The organism is Vogesella indigofera (assembly GCF_028548395.1).
In the GTDB taxonomy this organism is placed as follows: domain Bacteria; phylum Pseudomonadota; class Gammaproteobacteria; order Burkholderiales; family Chromobacteriaceae; genus Vogesella; species Vogesella indigofera_A.
On sequence record NZ_JAQQLA010000009.1, the window covers coordinates 196,619 to 216,163 of the forward strand.

Sequence of the window (19,545 nt, forward strand, 5' to 3'; positions counted from 1 at the left end):
CGAAAAACCAACGATAAAACAGACGATTATAAACCAGCCCGGCGCCAGCCGGGCCCTGTCACAGCAAGCGCTGGTAGCAAGCCAGCAGACGGCCAGCCATCTGCTCCAGCGTGAGTTCGGCGGTACTGGCCCGCGCCGCCGCGGCCAACCTTGGCCACTCGGCACGGCTGGCCAGCCATTGGCCGAGCTGCAGGCGCAGGGTGGCACCGTCCAGCGCGTCGGCGACCCAGCCGTTGTCGCCGTCGCGGATCAGCTCGGCGGCACCGCACTGCTGCGTGGTGAACACCGGCAGACCGCAGGCCAGCGCCTCGACACAGACATTGGGAAACGGATCGTACAGGGTCGGCAGGATGAAGGCGTCGGCCATGCCGTAAAACGGCTTGACGTCGTTTTGCGCGCCGCAGAAGCGGACACGTGCGGTAACCCCCAGCGTTGCGGCCAACCTTTGGTACTGCGCGGCGTGCTTGTCCTTGCCGACAATCAGCAGCTGCACCTCGGGGTGCGGCACGATGGCCTGCAATGCCCGCGCCACGCCCTTGCGCTCGAAACCGGAGCCGACGTACAGCAGCAACGGCGCGGATGACGGAATCTGCCACTGCGCACGCATCGCGGCGCGGTGTTCGCGCAGCGACGGATGGAAAGCCGCCGTATCGACGCCATTGTAAATCACGGCAAAACGTGCGTCCGGCAAGCCAAAGTAGTGCTGGATCTCGCGCTTTACCATCTGCGAGTTGCAGATCACCGTTTTCAGGCGTGGATGTCGGAACATGCGCCGCTCCATCCACTGTACGTAGTGGTGGTAGGGGTTCAGTTGCAACGCGATGCGGCCCCAACGCGACAGTACCCGGCGGCGCAGTTGCAGCCAGTGGCGATGCACGCCGTCACCGGCGCGGTAGATGTCGCAGCCGGCGATGCGCTCGTGCGACTGCACCAGCTCGAAGCCTTCGCGCTGCCAGATCCGGCGCGCGGCGCAGGCAAAACCCCAGTCGCGCCAGACGCTGCCGAGATAGAACGGGTTGGCCGCAATGGCGCGCACGCCGGAAAGCGACTCCCACTTGCGCGCGATCAGGTTCACTTCCAGCCCGCCCTGCGCCGACAGCGCCGACAGCGCGCGGCTGACAAAGCGCTCGGCGCCGCCGGCCGGATTGTATTTCTGCCGCACGATCACCAACCGCGTCATGCGCCTACCTCGGCCATCAGGCTGTTGAAAGCGGCCAGTGCCTGCGCCTCGGTGATCAGTTCCAGGCATTCGCTGCGCTTGCCGCCGCCACAGCCGTCCTTGCCGCACGGGCGGCACGGCAGGCTGGTCGTCAGTACGCGGTGCGGCACCTGCCACGGCCCCCACTCGATGTCGCCGGAGGGGCCGAACAGCGCCACGCACGGCGTCTGCATCGCCGCGGCGATGTGCATCGGCACCGAATCCATGCCGATGAAGGCCCGCGCACCGTCGATCAGCGCCGCCAGCTCCTTCAGGTTCAGCTGTCCGGCCAGCGAGGCGACCGGTCGGGACAGCCGGCCGGTGATGTCGGCCAGCAGCGCCAGCTCGGCCGGGTCCGGTGCCGCCGACAGCACCACCGTTTCGCCCTGTGCACGCAACTGCTCGATCAGCGCCGCCATGCGCGCGGCGGGCCAGGTCTTGAACAGCCAGCGCGAGGTCGGATGGATGACCAGATAACGGCCGCTGACACCCTGCTCCGCCAGCTTCTGGCGCACGCTCTGCTGTGCCGCTTCGCCGGCCACCAGCTGCAGCCGCCGCTCGTCTGCGGCCGGATAGATGCCGAGACGGCGCAAGGCATCAAGGTGGATTTCGACGGTATGGCGGCGATTGCCACTGATCACCGGGTAACGATGACTGAAACTGTTGGCGAAGAACTTGCCGAAATTGCCGCCCGGCGCCACCGCCCAGCGCGGCCGCAGCATGCGGCTCAGCCAGGCGCCGCGCTTGTGTTCGGTCAGCTGGATCACCAGATCGTAGTGACTGGCCCTCAGCCCGGCCAGCAGCTGCCACTCGGCGGCCAGCTGGCCACGCAGGCCAAGTTTCTTCCACTGCCGGTCGATAGTGAACAGCTGCGACAGCGCCGGATGGCCGGACAGCATGTCGCGGGTGTCGTGATACACCAGCGCGTCGATCTCGGCATGCGGCGCGTGCGTCTTCAGCACCGACAGCACCGGTGACGACAACAGCACGTCGCCGTGGTGGCGCAGCTTGATGACAAGCACGCGGCGCACGGCGGACAGATCGATAGCGTCTTTGAGCATAGAAAAGAAAAAAGCCGGATCAGGCGTCCGGCCCGGCATTCAGTTGTTGCAGAAGATCGGCGATTCTATCAGGGTCTTCGCTGCGAAGCATGCGCGCGACGTGCGGCCCCACTTCGTCGAGGTGGCTGGACAGTACCTGCTGCTTCACGTCCAGCAGATTGGCCGGGTGCATCGAGAAGCGGCGCAGGCCCATGCCCAGTAGCAGCCGGGTCAGGCGCGCGTCGCCGGCCATCTCGCCGCACACCGATACCGGCACCCCGGCCTTGCTGGCGGTCTTGATGGTGTAGGAGATCAGTTTCAGCACCGCCGGATGGATAGGATCGTACAGGTGGCTGACGGTGTCGTCGTTGCGGTCGATCGCCAGCGTGTACTGGATCAGGTCGTTGGTGCCGATGGAGAGGAAGTCGACATGCTTGATGAAGCTGCCCACCACCAGCGCCGCCGACGGGATCTCGATCATGGCGCCGACTTCCACCGCCTCGGCAAAGGCGATGCCTTCGGCGCGCAGCTCGGCCTTGGCGTACTCCAGCTGGGTGAGCGACTGCTTCAGCTCGCCCAGGCTGTTGATCATCGGGAACAGGATGCGGATCTTGCCGAAGGCCGAGGCGCGCAGCAGTGCGCGCAGCTGGGCGCGGAACATCAGCGGCTCGGCCAGGCACAGGCGGATGCCGGTCAGCCCCAGCGCCGGGTTTTCCGCCAGCTGGTGATTGAGCCAGCGCGGGCTCTTGTCGGCACCGAGGTCCATGGTGCGCACCGTCACCGGCGCACCGCCGGTCAGCTCCGCCACCATGCGGTAGGCGTCGAACTGCTCGTCCTCCGACGGCAGGTTGTCGCGGCCGAGGAACAGGAATTCGCTGCGGAATAGGCCGACGCCGACAGCGCCGGCTTGCAGCACGTTGGCCGCATCCTGCGGCAGCTCGATATTGGCCAGCAGCTCGATCGGGGTGCCGTCCTCGGTGATGGCATCGGTGTTGCGGATGCTGGACAGCTTGCGCCGCGCCTCGACGCAGGCGCGCTGCCGGCGGCGGTACTCGGCCAGCACCGTCGCTTCCGGGTTGATCAGCAGCACGCCCTGCTGGCCGTCGACGATGATCAGCTCGTCCTCGCGCACCAGTTCGCGCGCGTGGTGCAGCGCGATCACCGACGGCAGATCGAGGCTGCGGCCGAGAATGGCGGTATGACTGGTGGCACCGCCGACGTCGGTGACGAAGGCGGCGACATTGGAATCCTTAAAATAGACCATGTCGGCCGGCGACAGGTCATGCGCCACCAGGATGGCGTCGCCGTCCAGCCCTTCCGACAGCTGCAGCTCGGTGGTGTGGCCACCGAGGTTCTTGAACACCCGCTCCACCACCTGCAGCACGTCGTGCTTGCGTTCGCGCAGGTAGTCTTCCTCGATGGCGTCGAACTGCTCGATCAGGGTGTCGCACTGCTGTTTCAGCGCCCACTCCGCATTGCAGCGCAGGCTGGCAATCAGTTCGCGCGGGTCGCGCGTCAGGGTCACGTCCGACAGCAGCATGATGTGCAGTGACAGGAACGCCCCCAGCTCGGCCGGGGCGTTCTCCGGGATGCTGCCCCACAGCATTTCCAGCTGCTTGCGCGTGGCCCGCACCGCCTGGTCGAAACGCTGCTGTTCTGCCGCGATTTCGTGGTCATCGATACTGTAATGCACCACGTCATCCATGCTTTGCGACAGCAAGTGGGCACGGCCGATGGCGATGCCGCCACCGATCGGTACCCCGTGCAAAACGATGCTCATGTTGCGCCCTCTCCCCTGTCCGGTACCTGTTCTTGTTGCGGGCGGTTATTCCGCCTCGTCAAAGCGGTTGTTGATCAGTTCGACCAAGGCCGCCATGGCGAGATCCTCGTCCTCGCCATTGGTTTCCAGCTCGATTTGCGAGCCTTTCGCTGCCGCCAGCATCATCACCCCCATGATGCTCTTGCCGTTGACGCGGCGGCCGTTGCGCGCGATCCAGACTTCGGCCTTGAAACGGCTGGCGGTCTGGGTGAACTTGCTGGAGGCGCGCGCGTGCAGGCCCAGCTTGTTGATGATCTCGATTTGCTGTGTTTTCATTCTTTTCCCTCGGGAATGACGTAGTACACGCCTTCCAGTCCCCCTGTAATCGCCTTGCTGACCACCACCTCCAGCGGCTGCGCGCTGTAGCTCAGCGCCCGTACCAGCATCGGCAGGTTGACGCCGGCAACGACTTCCACCACACCGCGCTTGCGCAAGCGGCTGGCAATATTGCAAGGCGTCCCGCCGAGCATGTCGCTTAACACCAGCACGCCGCTACCGTCATCGATCTTGTCGATCAATGCCTGCGCGTCCAGCAGCCGCGCGTCGGGATTGTCCTGTTTCTCGACGCCGAGGATGGCCAGATTGTCCGGCACGCGCCCCAGCACGTGCCGTGCACAGTCGGCCAGGCACAAGCCCAGCTCGCCATGCGAAATGATCAGTACACCTACCATGATTGTCTTGCTCCGGACGAGCCGGTATTGCCCGCGTTATTACGTGGTGACGGTACCGCGCCGTCACCGCCCTGGATTCACTGCTGCGTGTCGGAAGTTACCGCCACTTCCTCGACACTACGGAACCAGCCCAGCCGCGACGACAGCGCCACCACATCACCGACGATGATCAGCGCCGGCGAGGCGATACCACTTTGCGCGATCTTGGCCGGCAGGCTGGCCAGCGTACCGACCACGGTGCGCTGCTGCGCGGTGGTGGCACGCTGCACCACCGCCGCCGGCGTGGTCGCCGCCTTGCCGTGCGCGATGAAGGCGTCACAGATCTCGGCCGCCATCGCCAGCCCCATGTACACCACCACCGTCTGATCCGGGCGCGTCAGTGCCGGCCAGTCTAGCTGAATGCTACCGTCTTTTTTATGACCTGTAACAAACACCACCGCCTGCGCGTGATCGCGGTGCGTCAGCGGGATACCGGCGTAGGCGGCGGCACCGCTGGCCGAGGTGATGCCGGGCACCACCTCGAACGGGATGCGGTGCTCGGCCAGCAGCTCGATTTCCTCGCCGCCACGGCCGAAGGTGAACGGATCGCCGCCCTTCAGCCGCAGCACGCGCTTGCCCTGCTGCGCCAGCCGCACCAGCAGGGTGTTGATCTCTTCCTGCGGCATGGTGTGGTTGGCGCGCTGCTTACCGACGAAGATGCGTTCCGCGTCGCGGCGCACCAGCTCCATCAGCTCCGGCGCCACCAGATTGTCGTACAGCACCACGTCGGCCTGCTGCATCAGCCGCAAGGCGCGGAAGGTAAGCAGGTCGGGGTTGCCGGGGCCGGCACCGACCAGGTACACCGCGCCGGACGGCGTGCTGTCGCCTGCGGCCAACCTTTGCAGCAGGTCGGCCTCGGCGGCGCGCTCGTCGCCGTTCATCACCTGCTCCGCCAGCGGCCCTTCCAGCACCGCCTCCCAGAACGCGCGCCGCTCCTCGACATTGCCAAAGCGCGCCTTGACCTGGTCGCGGAAGCGCGCGGCGAATTGCGCCAGCCGGCCGAAGCCAGCCGGGATCAGGCTTTCCAGCCGCGCGCGGATCAGTCGCGCCAGCACCGGCACGCCGCCGCCGGTCGATACCGCGATCACCAGCGGCGAGCGGTCGACGATCGCCGGCGTGATGTAGCTGGACAGCTCGGGGTCATCCACCACGTTGACCGGAATGCCCAGCGCCTGCGCCGTCTGCGACACCAGACGGTTGACCTCGCGCTCGTTGGTGGCGGCCACCACCAGCCGCTGGCCGCCGACCTGCGCCGGCTGGAAACAGGCATCGATATGGCACACCTCGCCGGCGGCCGCCATCGCGGCCAGCTCGGGTACCAGCTGCGGCGCTACCACCGTCAGCCGCGCGCCGGCCGATTGCAGCAGGCGCGCCTTGCGCACCGCGACCTCGCCGCCGCCGACCAGCAGGCACGGCTCGCCGGCAAGGCGCATGAAAATCGGAAAATACTCCACGGAATGCTCCTGTAGCTGACCATGGCAGAATACTCCAGCCGGCGCCGGTTGGCGATGCCCGCCCTCGGCACTACGCCCTGCAGCGGATATCACCGGCCATGGCATTCAGGTACTATGCTGCAAACATTATTCCGGATTTGCCATTGCCCGCCGTGCGGCAATGGCTTGCAGGAGCACCGCGTGTTCGCCCAAGCCACTCTCGAAACCGTCCTCAGCGCGCTGCCGGCCGGTTACCTGCTGCTTGACCTGTCGCGACAGGTCGTCTTCGTCAGCGAGCGTTTCAGCATCGCCTGCCACGGCAGCCCGCTGCCCGCCGTCGGCAGCCCGCTGCCCGCCGCGCTGCTGCCGCAAGCGGTGCAGCAGCGCCTCGATCAGCCCGACAACAAGAGCCTGACGCTGCCGGCGCACGGCCTGCTGCTGGAGTGGCTGGTCACGCCGCTACGCGACGGCTGGCTGATCAGCGTGCGCGAGGACCGTCACGCCTTCCGTACCCTGGTCGACAACTCGCCGGACATCATCACCCGCTACGACCTCGAGCTGCGCTGCCGCTTCATCAACAACACGCTGAGCGACTTCTCGCCGACGCCGGCGGCGGAGCACATCGGCCGCACGCTGGAAGAACGGCGCCTGCCCGTGCAGCTGAAGGATGCCATCCGCCACAATGCGCAGCAGGTGATCGCCAGCGGCAAGCCGCAGCGTTTCATCAGCGAGCTGAGCCTGCCGCAGCAGCTCTACGTGTTCGAGTCCAGGCTGCTGCCGGAGTACGACGACGCCGGCCAGCTGCAGTCGCTGCTCAGCATCGACCGCGACATCAGCGAGCAGCACGCCACCCGACTGTGGGAAGCCGACGAGAACCGGCTGCTGGAGATGATTGCCAACGACCGGCCGCTGCAGGAAGTGATGGGCTGGACCTGCCAGATGATCGAGAACCAGCTCAGCGGCGCGATGTGCAGCATCATGCTGCTGGACGAGGCCGGCGAGCGGCTGTACCTGGCGGCGGCACCGTCGCTGGCCAGCGAATACAAAGAGGCGATCGACGGCCTGCGCATCGGAGAAGGCGTCGGCTCCTGCGGCACCGCCGCACTGCGCGGCGAGATGGTGATCGTCAGCGACATCGCCAGCGATCCGCTGTGGCAGGACTACCGAGAGCTGGCCGCCAGCAACCAGCTCGGCGCCTGCTGGTCGCAGCCGATCCTGGCGCAGGACGGCAAGGTGCTCGGCACCTTCGCCATCTACCACGACCGCCCCTGCGCGCCGGACCCGCACGCGCTGGACATCGTGCGCCGCACCTCGCACCTGATGGCGATCGCCATCCAGCAGGAGCAGCGCTCCACCGCGCTGTACCGGCTGGCGACGCAGGACGGCCTGACCGGCCTTGCCAACCGCCGCCACTTCCTTGATCTCGCCTCGCAGCGTTTCAAGGAGGCGCGCTACCACGGCAAGCCGTTCAGCCTGCTGATGATGGACATCGACCACTTCAAGCGCGTCAACGACGGCCACGGCCACGAGGGCGGCGACGTGGTACTGCAGGCTTTCGCCCAATGCATGAAGAGCACGCTGCGCGCCAGCGACCTGGTGTGCCGCATGGGGGGCGAGGAGTTTGCCGCCATCCTGCCCGACACCCCGGCCGGCGAGGCGCTGGTGGTGGCGAAACGGCTGCGCAACGCCATCGCCGCACTGCCGATCGCGCACCAGGACCACACCATCCCGATCACGGTCAGCATCGGTGTCGCCTCGCTGTCGCCGGCCTGCCGCGAGCTGAGCGAACTGATCCGCCACGCCGACCAGGCGCTGTACCAGGCCAAGGCCAAGGGCCGCAACCGCGTCTGCGTCGCCGAGTCGCAGTAAACGCCAGTTCACGGTCTGCTGCAACGGAGCGCTACGAGGGTGATACCGGGTTGAAAACGCCGGGGCAGGCTTGTTGATAACTGGAAACGCCGCTTGCTCAGCCTTTCGCCTTGTCCCGAGAGAGCGCGCGAGATCGTGAACACGCGCCGCGCGCCAAAAAGCTTGGCCGCAACAGCGCACGCCGTTGCGGCCAACCTTTTGTCATGCCGTGAAGACGTGCGCGCCTAGTGCGCACTCTCCCAGCTGCTGCCGACGCCGACTTCCGCCAGCAGCGGCACCTTCAGCGCGGCGACACCGGCCATCAGCTGCGGCAGTTTTTCCCGCACCAACGCCAGTTCGCTTTCGGCCACTTCCAGCACCAGTTCATCGTGCACCTGCATGATCAGCTTCGACTGCAGCCGCTCGGCCAGCAGCCAGTCCTGCACCGCGATCATCGCCAGCTTGATCAGGTCGGCGGCGGTGCCCTGCATCGGCGCGTTGATTGCGGCGCGCTCGGCACCGGCGCGACGCGCCTGGTTGGCGGCGCGGATTTCCGGCAGGTACAGGCGGCGGCCGAACACGGTCTCGACATAGCCCTGCTCGCGCGCCGCATCGCGGGTCTGCTGCATGTACTCGGCGACGCCCGGATACTTGCGGAAGTAGCTGTCGATATACAGCTTGGCGGCGTCGCGGCTGATATCTAGCTGCGAGGCGAGGCCGAATTCGCCCATGCCGTAGATCAGGCCGAAGTTGATGGCCTTGGCGGCGCGGCGCTGCTCGGTGCTGACCTCCGCCAGCGGGGTGGAGAACACCTCGGCGGCGGTGGCCTTGTGGATGTCCTCGCCGCTGGCAAACGCCGCCAGCATGCCGGCGTCGCCGGACAGGTGCGCCATGATGCGCAGCTCGATCTGCGAATAGTCGGCGCTGACGATCACGTGGCCGGGCGCGGCGATGAACGCCTCGCGCACGCGGCGGCCCTCGGCGGTGCGCACCGGGATGTTCTGCAGGTTGGGGTCGGAGCTGGCCAGACGGCCGGTGATCGCCACCGCCTGTGCATAAGTGGTGTGCACGCGGCCGGTCTGTGGATTAATCAGCGTCGGCAGCTTGTCGGTGTAGGTCGACTTCAGCTTGGCGAGGCCACGGTACTGCAAAATCAGCTTCGGCAGCGGGTGATCCAGCGCCAGTTTTTCCAACACTTCCTCGTCGGTGGAGAAGCCGCCGGACGGCGTCTTGCGCACGCCCTTGGTGGCGATGCCGAGCTTGCCGAACAGGATTTCCTGCAGCTGCTTCGGCGAGTTGAGGTTGAACGGCTGCCCGGCTTGCGCGTAGGCCGCCTGCTCCAGACGCAGCATCTCGCTGCCCAGCTGGTGGCTCTGCGCCGCCAGCTGTTCGCGGTCGATCAGCACGCCGTTGCGCTCCATCGCGAACAACACCTCCGCCACCGGCAGTTCGATGTCGCGGTAGACCTCGGCCAGCTTGCCGCTCAAGAGCGGCGCGAAGTGCTGCGCCAGACGCAGGGTGATATCGGCGTCTTCGGCCGCGTAGTTGGCCGCAACGTCCACCGCCACCTCGGCAAAGCCGATCTGCTTGGCGCCCTTGCCGCAGATTTCCTCGTAGCTGACCGTGGTTTCGTTCAGGTGACGACGCGCCAGCTCGTCCATGCCGTGGCGTTCGTGGCTTTCGATCACGTAGGAAGCCAGCAGCGTGTCGTCGACCACGCCGCGCAGGGTGATGCCGTGGTTGGCAAACACGTGGCGATCGTACTTCAGGTTCTGTCCCAGCTTTTTCTTGCCGGCGTCTTCCAGCCACGGCTTGAGTCGCGCCAGCGTGGCGTCGAAGTCCAGCTGCTGCGGCGCGTCCGGTCCGCGGTGCGCCAGCGGCAGATAGGCGGCCTGCCCCGCCGCCACCGAGAAGCTGATGCCGACCAGCTGCGCCTGCATCTGGTCGAGACTGGTGGTCTCGGTATCCAGCGATACCACCTCGGCCGCAGTCAACCTTGCCAGCCACTCGTCCAGCTGGGCCGGAGTGAGGATGGTGTCGTAGTGACGCGCGATGGCGGCGGCGGGTTCATCGGCGGCAACGGAGTCCGGCACGACCGCACTGTCGTCGCCGAACAGGTCACCGCTGTGATGCAGCGCCGGTTGCGCCCGTGCCGCGACGGGGCTGGCAGTGGCGGTATCTGCCGCCGGCTCGCTGACTTCGCGCAGGAAGGTGCGGAAGCCGCAGGCGGCAAACAACTCCGCCAGCCGCGCCTTGTCCTTGCTGCCGTGCAGCAGGCTTTCCATGCCCTGCGGCAGTTCCGCCTGCAGCGGCACGTCGCACTTGATGGTGATCAGTTCGCGCCCCCTGGGCAGCCAGTCCAGCGCCGCGCGCAGATTGTCGCCGACCTTGCCGCCGACCTTGTCAGCCTGCGCGATGACTCCGGCCAGCGTGCCGTACTCTTCCAGCCACTTCACCGCCGTCTTCGGGCCGCACTTGTCGACGCCGGGCACGTTGTCGACCTTGTCGCCGATCAGCGTCAGGTAGTCGATGATCAGGGTCGGCGGCACGCCGAATTTCTCCTTCACCCCGGCCTCGTCCAGCAGCTCGTTAGTCATGGTGTTGACCAGCGTCACCGCCGGCGTCACCAGCTGCGCCATGTCCTTGTCGCCGGTGGACACGATCACCCGCATGCCGGCGGCCTCGGCGCTGTGGGCCAGGGTGCCGATCACGTCGTCGGCCTCCACCCCGTCCACCATCAAGAGCGGCCAGCCGCTGGCGCGCACCACCTCGTGCACGGTGACCACCTGCGCAGCGAGGTCGCTCGGCATCGACGGACGGTTGGCCTTGTACTCCGGGTACAGCTCGTCGCGGAAAGTCTTACCTTTAGCATCGAAAATGCAGGCGCTATAATCGAACTGCACCTCCTTCTCCAGCCGGCGCAGCATGTTGACCATGCCGTAGATGGCACCGGTCGGATCGCCGGTGGGTGAGCGCAAGTCGGGCATCGCATGGAAGGCTCGGTACAAATAAGAAGAGCCGTCAATCAATAACAAGGTTTTCATAAGAAAAGGGGCAGATATGAGCTTGTCCGATAAATTACCGCAAACCAGCGACCGCTACGCGATGATGCAGCGTTTCCGCTCACGCGAAGCCTGGCATGTGATGAAAATTCTGTCGGAATTTGTTGAATCGGCAGAAGAACTGCAACAGATCAGTCCAGCTGTAAGTATTTTTGGCAGCGCACGGACGCCGCGCGATCATCGCTATTATAAGCTGACCGAGGACATTGCCCGTCTGTTATCCGACGCCGGCTTTGCGGTGATTTCCGGCGGCGGCCCCGGCATCATGGAGGCCGCCAACAAGGGCGCCTATTACGGCAACAGCCCATCGGTCGGTCTCAACATCGTACTGCCGCACGAGCAGCGCCCCAACGAGTACCAGGACCTGAGCCTGAAGTTCGACCACTTCTTCAGCCGCAAGGTGATGTTCGTCAAACATGCACTGGCCTATGTGGTGATGCCCGGCGGCTTTGGTACACTGGACGAAATGTTCGAGGCGCTGACGCTGATTCAGACCGGCAAGACGCGCAAGATGCCGATCATCCTGTGCGGCGGCGAGTTCTGGAGCGGCCTGCTCGACTGGGTGCGCCAGCGCCTGATCGGCGACGGCCTGATCAACGCCGAAGACCTCGACTTGCTGCAGCTGATCGACGATCCGCAGCAGATCGTGGAAACCATCTTCACCTTTTACGAAACCCGCGGCTTCGAGGCACTGCCGGAAGAGCGCGAACAGTTGCTCAATCTGTAATATTTGCCGACCGGCGCTGCCAGCCAGCGCCGACAACCAAGGAAACCCCATGTCCCGCCTGATTCTGGCCGTGCTGGCCGCCATCGCCCTGCCGGCGCTGGCCGATACCCCCGCCGCGGTGCTGCCGCCACCGCCGACCATTGCCGCCGATGCCATGGCAGAGCCGGAAGTCCGCATCATCCAGGACGGCGACAACAGCATCGAGGAATACCGCCTCAACGGTCGTCTCTACCTGCTGAAAGTGACGCCGAAAAACGCGCCACCGTACTACCTGCGTGACGACGAGGGTAACGGCCAGATGAAACGCATCGACCCGTCGCAGCGCCTGGTGGTGCCGCAGTGGGTCCTGCTGACCTTCTGAGGAGCGGGCATGTCGGTTTATACCTCGGTCTCGACCGCAGAGCTGGCACAGTGGCTACAGCGCTATGCGCTGGGCGAGCTGGTCGAGCTGAAAGGCATTGTGGCCGGTGTCACCAATACCAACTACTTTGTCACCACCACCCATGGCCGCTACGTACTGACGCTGTTCGAAGTGCTGCAGCTGGACGAGTTGCCCTACTTCCTGGAGCTGAAGAGCCACCTGGCGCGGCACGGCGTTGCCTGTCCGGCGCCGATTGCCGACCACAACGACCAGTTTGCCTCGCTGCTGGCCGGCAAGCCGGCGTGCCTGGTCAGCTGTCTCGACGGCCATGACATCGAGCAACCGAACGCGGCACAGTGCCACGCCATCGGCGAGATGCTGGCGCAGATGCACAAGGCCAGCAGTACCTTCCCGCGCCGCATGCGCAACCCGCGCGGCCCGGAATGGTGGAGCCGCACCGCCAACTCGCTGTATCCGCAGCTGCCGGCCGCGGACGCTGCCAGCCTGCGCAGCGAAGTCGCGTTCCAGGACAGCCACCGCTTTGATTTCCTGCCGCAGGGGGTAATCCACGCCGACCTGTTCAAGGACAACGTGCTGATGGATGGCGACAAAATCGCCGGCTTCATCGACTTCTACTACGCCTGCAACGACGTGCTGCTGTACGACCTCGCCATCGCGCTCAACGACTGGGCGCGCGACGCGCAGGGCGACATCGATGCCGAACTGGCGCGCGCCATCATCGCCGGCTACCAGAGCATCCGGCCGCTGACAGCGGAAGAGCACAAGGCGTGGCCGGTGATGCTGCGCGCCGCGGCGCTGCGCTTCTGGGTGTCGCGCCTGCTCGACTTCTACCGTCCGGCCAGCGGCGAGATGACCTACACCAAGGACCCCGGCGTGTTCCAGCGCCTGCTGGAAGCTCACCGCGTGCGCCAGGACTTCTGGCTGTAAGAACCTACTCACGATCTCGCGCACTCACGCGAGACAAGGCGAAAACGGTCGAGGAAGCGACGTTTATCCAGATATAAACGCGCATGCCGAAGCCGTTTTCAACGCCTTATCGTCTCCGTGAGATCCGTTGCAGCAGATCGTGAACAGCTTCTCACGCGCGCCGCGCCAGCCCGGCGCCGGCAGCCACCACCGCACAGCCCGCCCACCGCGGGCTGTTTTGCCTGCTGGCGGATTTGCGGTATAACCGGCCAGTCACCCCACAAGGATCTGCCATGAACCAACGTCTGTTGCTGATCGAGGACGATCAGCGCCTGGCCGACCTCGTCAGCAGCTACCTGCGCAAGAACGGCTACGACATCCAGCACCATGCCCACGGCGACGGCGCCGCCGAACGCATCATCGAGATCATGCCCGACCTGGTGATCCTCGACGTGATGCTGCCAGGCAAGGACGGCTTTGAAGTCTGCCGCGCGGTGCGCCACCGCTACCCGGGGCGCATCCTGATGATGACCGCCCGCGACGAGGAGATCGACGAAATACTCGGCCTGGAGCTGGGTGCCGACGACTATCTGGCCAAGCCGGTGGAGCCGCGCCGCCTGCTGGCGCGCATCCGCGCACTGCTGCGCCGCAGTGACAACGGCGGCGACGACAACGGCGATCAGGACAAGCTCGGCTTCGGCCGTTTCAGCATCTGCCAGAGCACGCGCGAGGCGGTACTCAACGCGCAGTCGCTGGAGCTGACCACCGCCGAATTCGACCTGCTGTGGCTGTTGGCCAGCCATGCCGGCGAAATCCTGTCGCGCGACGACATCATGAACCAGCTGCGCGGCATCGGCTTTGACGGCCTCGACCGCTCCATCGACGCCCGCATCTCGCGCCTGCGCAAGAAGCTGGACGACAACCCGGAAACACCGACCCGCATCAAGACCGTGCGCGGCAAGGGCTACCTGTTCTCGCGGAGCGACTGGGAGTGAGAGCGCCGCTGAGCATGGCGCGCATGTTCGCGCGCTACTTCGCGCAGACCATGCTGCTGCAGTTCGTGCTGCTGCTCGGCTTTGTACTGCTGCTGATCGTGCTGTCCGCCAACAGCGAGCGCGAACGGCTGCAGAAGCAGATGGACGGCACCGTGCGCCTGATCCAGCGCGAGCTGCTGCGCCAGCCGCCGGCGCGGCGCGACGCCAGCCTGCGTGAGCTGCAGCCGCTGTTCGCCTATCCGCTGGCGCTGGTCAGGCTGCCGCCGGCCAGCCTCGGCGAAGAGGCGCGCGCACGGCTGGCCAGCGGCCAGAGCTGGCTCGACAGCAGCCAGCAGAACCTGTACGCGCCACTGCCCGGCACCAGCCAGCTGCTGGTGATCGGCCCGCTGGACAGCCAGGGCAGCGGCGGCGGCTGGCTGCACAGCGAGCTGGGCCTGTTCGTGCTGTGGTTCGCCTTCTTCGGCGTGCCGCTGGCGCTGCTGATCTACCTCAACCTGCGCCCGCACTGGCACGACCTGGCCGCACTGCGCGACACCTCGCTGCGGCTGGCGGAGGGCGATCTCGGCGCGCGGGCGCCGGCGGCGCGCAGCCCGCTGTTCTCGCCGCTGCAGCGCCAGCTCAACAGCATGGCGGAAAAGCTGGAAACGCAGATGGAGACGCGGCAGGCGCTGGCGCACGCGATCGCCCACGAGCTGCGCACGCCGGTGGCACGGCTGCGCTTCGGGCTGACCATGATGGACGAGGCGGAATCCGACGACGAACGTCGCGGCTACCGTGACGGCATGGAGCGCGACATGCAGGAGCTGGACGAACTGATCAACGTCAGCCTCAGCTACTCCAAGCTCGATCGCGGCGAAGTGCCGCTGGAGTACGACACCATCGACCTGGAAGAGTGGTTCGAGGACCTGATCGAGCTGGTGCAGCCGTTGCGGCCAACCTTGCTGCAGCTGACGCTGGACTGCGCGCGCGGTGAGGCCACCTTCGACCGTCGCCTGGTGTACGTCGCCACCCGCAACCTGCTGCTGAACGCCTTCAAGTACGCGCGGCAACAGGTGTGCATGACGGTGGCGGTCGAACACGGCCAGCTGCGAATCACCGTCGACGACGACGGGCCGGGCATCCCGGAAAAGGAGCGCGAGCGCATCTTTGATCCGTTCCAGCGCCTAGACCGCTCGCGTGACCGCGCCACCGGCGGCTACGGCCTCGGCCTGTCCTTCGTGCGCCTGATCGCCCACCACCACGGCGGCAAGGCGTGGATTGCAGAGTCGCCGCAAGGCGGCGCCCGCTTCGGGCTGACACTGCCGCTGCACCCTGCCGGCGGCGCGCCGTCACAAAGCGTCACATAAACGCACAGCCGCCACACAGTCGGCGTACGCAAGCGCCATAGTGTTGCGCGGCGGCGGCACGCAGAATGGACTAATCAACCTCACTCACCGTGAAACGGAGTCCATCATGAAGAAACTGCTTGTCGCTACCCTGTTTGCCGCTGCCGCCAGCACCGCCTTCGCCGCGGAAACCGGCAACTACGTGTTCGGTAATGTCGGCATCTCCGCCAACCAGTGGACGCTGAAAGACGGCGCCGCCAACCGCGCCGGCGTTAGCGACCGCAAGGTCAACGACGACGATGCCACCTCCGGCATGGTCGAGATCGGTGTCGGCCAGCGTATCAACGACAACTTCGCGGTCGAGGGCAGCTACCTGCGCCACGGCGACGCCACCGGCCTGAACGGTGCCGGCAGCCTGGACTACGACACTTTTCGTGTCGCTGCACTTGGCATCATCCCGGTAACCCAGCAGTTTGAAGTCTATGGCAAGGTGTCCGCCAACCACATCCGCAGCAAGTTCAACAGCAGCTCGGCCGCGCTGGCCAGCAGCAAGGACAGCAGCTTCGGCATGGGACTGGGCGTGGGCGCCGCCTACAACTTCGACAAGAACCTGTCCGCCCGTGTCGAATATGAAGGCATCGGCAACATCGGTCACAAAGACATCACCGATACCGCACCGGTCGGCGCGCTGAAAGTCGGCCTGGGTTACCGCTTCTGATTTCCTGCTGTTCTGTATTAGTCCTCGTGTGCATTTGCCCGCCTTCATGGCGGGTTTTTTTATGCCACCGCCGCCAGCATCGCTGACGAGGCAACGGGGCCAGGCTTGGCCACCAGCCACGCCAGTTAAGCAATACCGGCGCTGCGGCCAACCTTGGCCCACACGGGGAATCACGGCACGACCGGCCCCGCCCGCTCACGGCGGGGCCGGCCGGAACACCGGCTCAGTGCTTGTGCGGGTAGATGTCGTAGCTGAAGTAGCGGCGCTCGATGCTGCGGTAGGTGCCGTCGGCCAGGATCGCCTTCAGCGCGGCGTTGACCTTGGCCAGCAACTCCTTGTTGCCCTTCTGGATGGCGATACCGGAGCCCATGTAGTACTTCGGATCGTTGAACACCGGGCCGACGAAGGCAAAACCCTTGCCGAACGGCGTCTTCAGGAAGTCGGCCTCGCCGATGGTGGCATCGACGTAGACGTAGTCCAGGCGGCCGCCCTTCAGGTCGAGGAAGGCGTCGGTGATCTTGCCGTAGCCCTTGATCTGCGCGCCGTTGCGGCCCCACTTCTCCGACGACTCCTTCATCTGGATCGCGCCGCGCAACACACCAATGCGCTTGCCCTTGAACCAGTCGCCAGCCACCGGCGTGCCTTCCTTGGCGATCAGCCGCCCCGGAATATTGAAGTACATGTCGCTGAAGCTGACCACCTTGGCGCGGTCCGGCGAGATGTTCATCGAGGCAATCGCCAGCTCGTACTTCTTCGCCTGCAGGCCGGGAATGATGCCGTCAAAGTCGTGCGCGCTCAGCTCGCACTCCGCCTTCATCTTGTCGCACAGTGCGCGGGCGATGTCGGCATCGAAGCCGACTATGCTGCCATCCGGGTTCTGCTTGGAAAACGGCGGGTAGCTGACATCGGTGGCGATGCGCAGCGGCTGCGCCTGGAGATGAAAGGCGGCAAACAGACAGCTCAGGGCAAGTATTTTTTTCATGATCGGCGGACGCTCATCGGTAAGGGGCAAGCAGGGTTGGCCGTCAGGAAACACGGCACGGCACTTGTTATGGTCAGCCCAGCTTAAGAACTGCCACCACGGCCGGCAAATGAATTATCCGGTCGTTTCATGAATTAAATTCATGCCTAAACTGGCTGCCATGCGCCGGCAGCACCTCGGCAAAGCAGCGCTGCCTCTGCGGCAGCGGCGCGAGGTCAACACGCTGCCACTCGTGGCGCGCCACCCGCGGAGACCGCGCGATGGCGACCTGCTTGCCGTTGGGCGTGTCCCAGGGGTAAAGATCGATCATTGCCAGCCCCGGCAGGTGGTTTTGCTACAATCAGCGCTTGTTGATGAATTCAGGATACTGCGATGAGCCACCCCCACGCCAACCAAGTGAAGGCTTTCCTGCTCGACCTGCAAGACCGCATCTGCGCCGGGCTGGAAGGCGCCGACGGTGGCGCCCGCTTTGTCGCCGACAGCTGGCAGCGTGGCGACACCGGTCTTGGCGGTGGCGGCATCAGCCGCGTGCTGAGCTGCGGCGCGGTGTTCGAGCAGGCCGGCGTCAATTTCTCGCACGTCACCGGCCCGGCGCTGCCGGCCTCCGCCACCGCGCACCGCCCGGAGCTGGCCGGCCGCCGCTTCGAAGCGATGGGCGTGTCGCTGGTGATCCACCCGGAAAATCCCTACGTCCCGACCAGCCACGCCAACGTGCGCTTCTTCATCGCCGAGAAAGATGGCGAGGCGCCGGTGTGGTGGTTCGGCGGCGGCTTCGACCTCACCCCCTATTACGGCAATGTCGACGACGTGGTGCACTGGCATACGGTGGCACGCGACTTGTGCGCGCCGTTCGGAGAGGACAGCTATCCGAAGTACAAGAAATGGTGCGACGAGTACTTCTATCTTAAACACCGGGACGAGGCGCGCGGCGTCGGCGGCCTGTTCTTCGACGACCTCAACCAGCCGGACTTCGACACCAGCTTCGCCTTCATGCAGGCGGTGGGCAACGGCTTCAACGACGCCTACCTGCCGATCGTGGCGCGGCGCAAGGACACGCCGTGGGGCGAGCGCGAGCGCCAGTTCCAGCTCTACCGCCGCGGCCGCTACGTCGAATTCAACTTGGTGTGGGACCGCGGCACGCTGTTCGGGCTGCAGACCGGCGGCCGCACCGAATCCATCCTGATGTCGATGCCGCCGCTGGTGCGCTGGGAATACGGCTACCAGCCGGAAGCCGGCAGCGCGGAAGCGGCGCTGTACAGCGACTTCCTGCCGGTACGGGAGTGGGTATGAGCCTGTTGCGGCCAACCTTGCTCGCTGCCCTGACTCTGCTGCTGGCATTCAGCCTGCCCAGCCAGGCAGAAGAAAGCGTGCCGCCGGAAGTGGCGGCCTTCATCCCCGCCGGCTTCCAGCCGCTGCGTTACCAGGCCAACGATTTCAACAATGACGACCGGTTGGACGGACTGTTGATGCTGCACGGCAAGGGCAAGGAACGCCCGGTGCTGCTGTTGCTGCGCGGCGACGACGACAAGCTGACCCTCGCCGCGCGCAACGACCATGCCATCCTGCCCAAGGGCTGGTTTTCCGACCCGTTTCAGGAAATAAGCATCGGCACCGGCTGGTTCAGTCTGGCCCACAAGCTTGGTAACCAATACTTCAGGCAGCGCTTTTACTGGAGCCGCACAAAGCAAACCTGGCTACTGGGTGAAGTCATGCTGGTGGCACCCGGGAATATAAGAACTTTCAGTGGTGATCTAGTCAGTCCGGTGTCTTTTGCCGACTTTTCCCCCCTGGCAACTCTTCCCAACTAACCCGTGGCGGCGTGCCGCGCACTGGCGCCCAAGCAACACCAAAGGAACAACACATGCAATGCGAACTGTGCCACCAGGACGGTGGCGACATCCTCTTCCGCGACGACCGGCTGCGCGTGATCCTGGTCGCCGATGCCGACTACCCGGCGTTCTGCCGCGTGATCTGGCACGCCCACGTCAAGGAGATGACTGACCTTGCCAGCGCCGACCGTGCGCACGTGCTGGACTGGGTGCTGCGCACCGAGCAGGCATTGCGCACGGTGCTGAATCCGGACAAGATCAACCTCGCCAGCTTCGGCAACATGGTGCCGCACCTGCACTGGCACGTGATCCCGCGCTTTGCCGACGACAAGCACTTCCCCAATCCGCTGTGGGGTGCGGCGATGCGCGACGGCGTGGCGCACGGCACGCCAACGTTGGCCGCACAGCTGCGCCACGCACTGCAGGCCGGCTGAATGCCGCGGCGGCATTGCCGCCATGGCAGGCGGGTGGTAAGGTGAACCGCGTTTAAGATTTCAAACAGGAACCACTTCCCAGCCGGTCTTGCCCGCCGCCCAGACCGGCTCTGAAGCGGCTCCGTCAGCCACTGACC

At 65.5% G+C, this 19,545-nt stretch carries 19 protein-coding genes; 10 read left to right on the forward strand and 9 right to left on the reverse strand.

What is annotated here, in order from left to right; genetic code table 11:
* Positions 1-58: 58 nt before the first annotated feature.
* From PQU89_RS14530 to cysG, 6 genes are all read right to left on the reverse strand, one after another.
* Complete coding sequence (locus PQU89_RS14530) at positions 59-1,180, reverse strand: glycosyltransferase family 4 protein (RefSeq protein ID WP_272766442.1); 1,122 nt, start codon at positions 1,178-1,180, stop codon at positions 59-61.
* A complete protein-coding gene (gene rfaQ, locus PQU89_RS14535) occupies positions 1,177-2,259 on the reverse strand; it encodes a putative lipopolysaccharide heptosyltransferase III (protein WP_272766443.1) in 1,083 nt (360 codons plus the stop codon). Before rfaQ ends, PQU89_RS14530 begins: the two co-directional genes overlap by 4 nt.
* A 19-nt stretch (positions 2,260-2,278) precedes the next feature.
* A complete protein-coding gene (gene ptsP / locus PQU89_RS14540) occupies positions 2,279-4,018 on the reverse strand; it encodes a phosphoenolpyruvate--protein phosphotransferase (RefSeq protein ID WP_272766444.1) in 1,740 nt (579 codons plus the stop codon).
* A 45-nt stretch (positions 4,019-4,063) separates the two neighbouring features.
* Entirely contained in the window at positions 4,064-4,333 is a 270-nt protein-coding gene (locus tag PQU89_RS14545; RefSeq protein ID WP_047967915.1) for an HPr family phosphocarrier protein, read from the reverse strand.
* Positions 4,330-4,728, reverse strand: a complete 399-nt coding sequence (locus tag PQU89_RS14550; RefSeq protein ID WP_272757966.1) for a PTS sugar transporter subunit IIA — start codon at positions 4,726-4,728, stop codon at positions 4,330-4,332. Before PQU89_RS14550 ends, PQU89_RS14545 begins: the two co-directional genes overlap by 4 nt.
* 77 nt (positions 4,729-4,805) lie before the next feature.
* Positions 4,806-6,221 carry a siroheme synthase CysG gene (cysG, locus tag PQU89_RS14555; RefSeq protein ID WP_272766445.1) on the reverse strand — a complete coding sequence of 472 codons (1,416 nt, stop codon included), beginning with the start codon at positions 6,219-6,221 and terminating at the stop codon, positions 4,806-4,808.
* A gap of 180 nt (positions 6,222-6,401) precedes the next feature.
* On the opposite strand from cysG, the gene PQU89_RS14560 reads away from it, so the two are divergent.
* Complete coding sequence (locus tag PQU89_RS14560; protein ID WP_272766446.1) at positions 6,402-8,069, forward strand: sensor domain-containing diguanylate cyclase; 1,668 nt, start codon at positions 6,402-6,404, stop codon at positions 8,067-8,069.
* Between the two features lie 224 nt (positions 8,070-8,293).
* Here PQU89_RS14560 and polA read toward each other — a convergent pair whose 3' ends face one another.
* Positions 8,294-11,092 (reverse strand): DNA polymerase I, encoded by a 2,799-nt coding sequence (polA, locus tag PQU89_RS14565; RefSeq protein WP_272766447.1) that lies wholly within the window; start codon positions 11,090-11,092, stop codon positions 8,294-8,296.
* 16 nt (positions 11,093-11,108) lie between these two features.
* Here polA and PQU89_RS14570 point away from each other — a divergent pair, with 16 nt between their 5' ends.
* The 6 genes from PQU89_RS14570 (at position 11,109) to PQU89_RS14595 (ending at position 16,163) form a co-directional block, all read left to right on the forward strand.
* Positions 11,109-11,837, forward strand: coding sequence for an LOG family protein (locus PQU89_RS14570; protein WP_272766448.1), 729 nt, complete (start codon positions 11,109-11,111; stop codon positions 11,835-11,837).
* 49 nt (positions 11,838-11,886) lie between these two features.
* Positions 11,887-12,198 carry a DUF2782 domain-containing protein gene (locus PQU89_RS14575; protein ID WP_120809321.1) on the forward strand — a complete coding sequence of 104 codons (312 nt, stop codon included), beginning with the start codon at positions 11,887-11,889 and terminating at the stop codon, positions 12,196-12,198.
* Between the two features lie 9 nt (positions 12,199-12,207).
* On the forward strand, positions 12,208-13,146 hold the full coding sequence (gene thrB, locus PQU89_RS14580) for a homoserine kinase (protein WP_272766449.1): 939 nt from the start codon (positions 12,208-12,210) through the stop codon (positions 13,144-13,146).
* Positions 13,147-13,418: 272 nt separating this feature from the next.
* Entirely contained in the window at positions 13,419-14,120 is a 702-nt protein-coding gene (locus tag PQU89_RS14585) for a winged helix-turn-helix domain-containing protein (protein WP_272766450.1), read from the forward strand.
* Complete coding sequence (locus PQU89_RS14590) at positions 14,117-15,466, forward strand: ATP-binding protein (protein ID WP_272766451.1); 1,350 nt, start codon at positions 14,117-14,119, stop codon at positions 15,464-15,466. The genes PQU89_RS14585 and PQU89_RS14590 overlap by 4 nt, the downstream gene beginning before the upstream one ends.
* Before the next feature lie 106 nt (positions 15,467-15,572).
* On the forward strand, positions 15,573-16,163 hold the full coding sequence (locus PQU89_RS14595) for a porin family protein (protein WP_272766452.1): 591 nt from the start codon (positions 15,573-15,575) through the stop codon (positions 16,161-16,163).
* Between the two features lie 223 nt (positions 16,164-16,386).
* Here PQU89_RS14595 and PQU89_RS14600 read toward each other — a convergent pair whose 3' ends face one another.
* Together PQU89_RS14600 and PQU89_RS14605 are read right to left on the reverse strand one after the other, a co-directional pair.
* Positions 16,387-17,145, reverse strand: a complete 759-nt coding sequence (locus tag PQU89_RS14600; RefSeq protein ID WP_272766453.1) for a transporter substrate-binding domain-containing protein — start codon at positions 17,143-17,145, stop codon at positions 16,387-16,389.
* Between the two features lie 127 nt (positions 17,146-17,272).
* A complete protein-coding gene (locus tag PQU89_RS14605) occupies positions 17,273-17,455 on the reverse strand; it encodes a thioredoxin domain-containing protein (protein ID WP_272766454.1) in 183 nt (60 codons plus the stop codon).
* A 62-nt stretch (positions 17,456-17,517) separates the two neighbouring features.
* Here PQU89_RS14605 and hemF point away from each other — a divergent pair, with 62 nt between their 5' ends.
* From hemF to PQU89_RS14620, 3 genes are read left to right on the forward strand one after another with little or no spacing between them, the layout of a single operon-like run.
* Entirely contained in the window at positions 17,518-18,435 is a 918-nt protein-coding gene (gene hemF / locus PQU89_RS14610) for an oxygen-dependent coproporphyrinogen oxidase (protein WP_272766455.1), read from the forward strand.
* Positions 18,432-18,953 (forward strand): hypothetical protein, encoded by a 522-nt coding sequence (locus PQU89_RS14615; protein ID WP_272766456.1) that lies wholly within the window; start codon positions 18,432-18,434, stop codon positions 18,951-18,953. The genes hemF and PQU89_RS14615 overlap by 4 nt, the downstream gene beginning before the upstream one ends.
* A gap of 53 nt (positions 18,954-19,006) precedes the next feature.
* Positions 19,007-19,408 carry an HIT family protein gene (locus tag PQU89_RS14620; RefSeq protein WP_272766457.1) on the forward strand — a complete coding sequence of 134 codons (402 nt, stop codon included), beginning with the start codon at positions 19,007-19,009 and terminating at the stop codon, positions 19,406-19,408.
* The last annotated feature ends 137 nt before the right edge of the window (positions 19,409-19,545 follow it).

Excerpts from the sequence above, each read along its gene's own strand:
- PQU89_RS14570 (WP_272766448.1), top strand. The coding sequence starts at position 11,109 with ATGAGCTTGTCCGATAAATTACCGCAAACCAGCGACCGCTACGCGATG.
- PQU89_RS14600 (WP_272766453.1), bottom strand. The coding sequence starts at position 17,145 with ATGAAAAAAATACTTGCCCTGAGCTGTCTGTTTGCCGCCTTTCATCTC.
- PQU89_RS14595 (WP_272766452.1), top strand. The coding sequence starts at position 15,573 with ATGAAGAAACTGCTTGTCGCTACCCTGTTTGCCGCTGCCGCCAGCACC.
- PQU89_RS14615 (WP_272766456.1), top strand. The coding sequence starts at position 18,432 with ATGAGCCTGTTGCGGCCAACCTTGCTCGCTGCCCTGACTCTGCTGCTG.
- PQU89_RS14605 (WP_272766454.1), bottom strand. The coding sequence starts at position 17,455 with ATGATCGATCTTTACCCCTGGGACACGCCCAACGGCAAGCAGGTCGCC.
- polA (WP_272766447.1), bottom strand. The coding sequence starts at position 11,092 with ATGAAAACCTTGTTATTGATTGACGGCTCTTCTTATTTGTACCGAGCC.
- PQU89_RS14545 (WP_047967915.1), bottom strand. The coding sequence starts at position 4,333 with ATGAAAACACAGCAAATCGAGATCATCAACAAGCTGGGCCTGCACGCG.
- PQU89_RS14530 (WP_272766442.1), bottom strand. The coding sequence starts at position 1,180 with ATGACGCGGTTGGTGATCGTGCGGCAGAAATACAATCCGGCCGGCGGC.
- thrB (WP_272766449.1), top strand. The coding sequence starts at position 12,208 with ATGTCGGTTTATACCTCGGTCTCGACCGCAGAGCTGGCACAGTGGCTA.
- PQU89_RS14575 (WP_120809321.1), top strand. The coding sequence starts at position 11,887 with ATGTCCCGCCTGATTCTGGCCGTGCTGGCCGCCATCGCCCTGCCGGCG.
- PQU89_RS14585 (WP_272766450.1), top strand. The coding sequence starts at position 13,419 with ATGAACCAACGTCTGTTGCTGATCGAGGACGATCAGCGCCTGGCCGAC.
- ptsP (WP_272766444.1), bottom strand. The coding sequence starts at position 4,018 with ATGAGCATCGTTTTGCACGGGGTACCGATCGGTGGCGGCATCGCCATC.
- PQU89_RS14550 (WP_272757966.1), bottom strand. The coding sequence starts at position 4,728 with ATGGTAGGTGTACTGATCATTTCGCATGGCGAGCTGGGCTTGTGCCTG.
- hemF (WP_272766455.1), top strand. The coding sequence starts at position 17,518 with ATGAGCCACCCCCACGCCAACCAAGTGAAGGCTTTCCTGCTCGACCTG.
- PQU89_RS14620 (WP_272766457.1), top strand. The coding sequence starts at position 19,007 with ATGCAATGCGAACTGTGCCACCAGGACGGTGGCGACATCCTCTTCCGC.
- rfaQ (WP_272766443.1), bottom strand. The coding sequence starts at position 2,259 with ATGCTCAAAGACGCTATCGATCTGTCCGCCGTGCGCCGCGTGCTTGTC.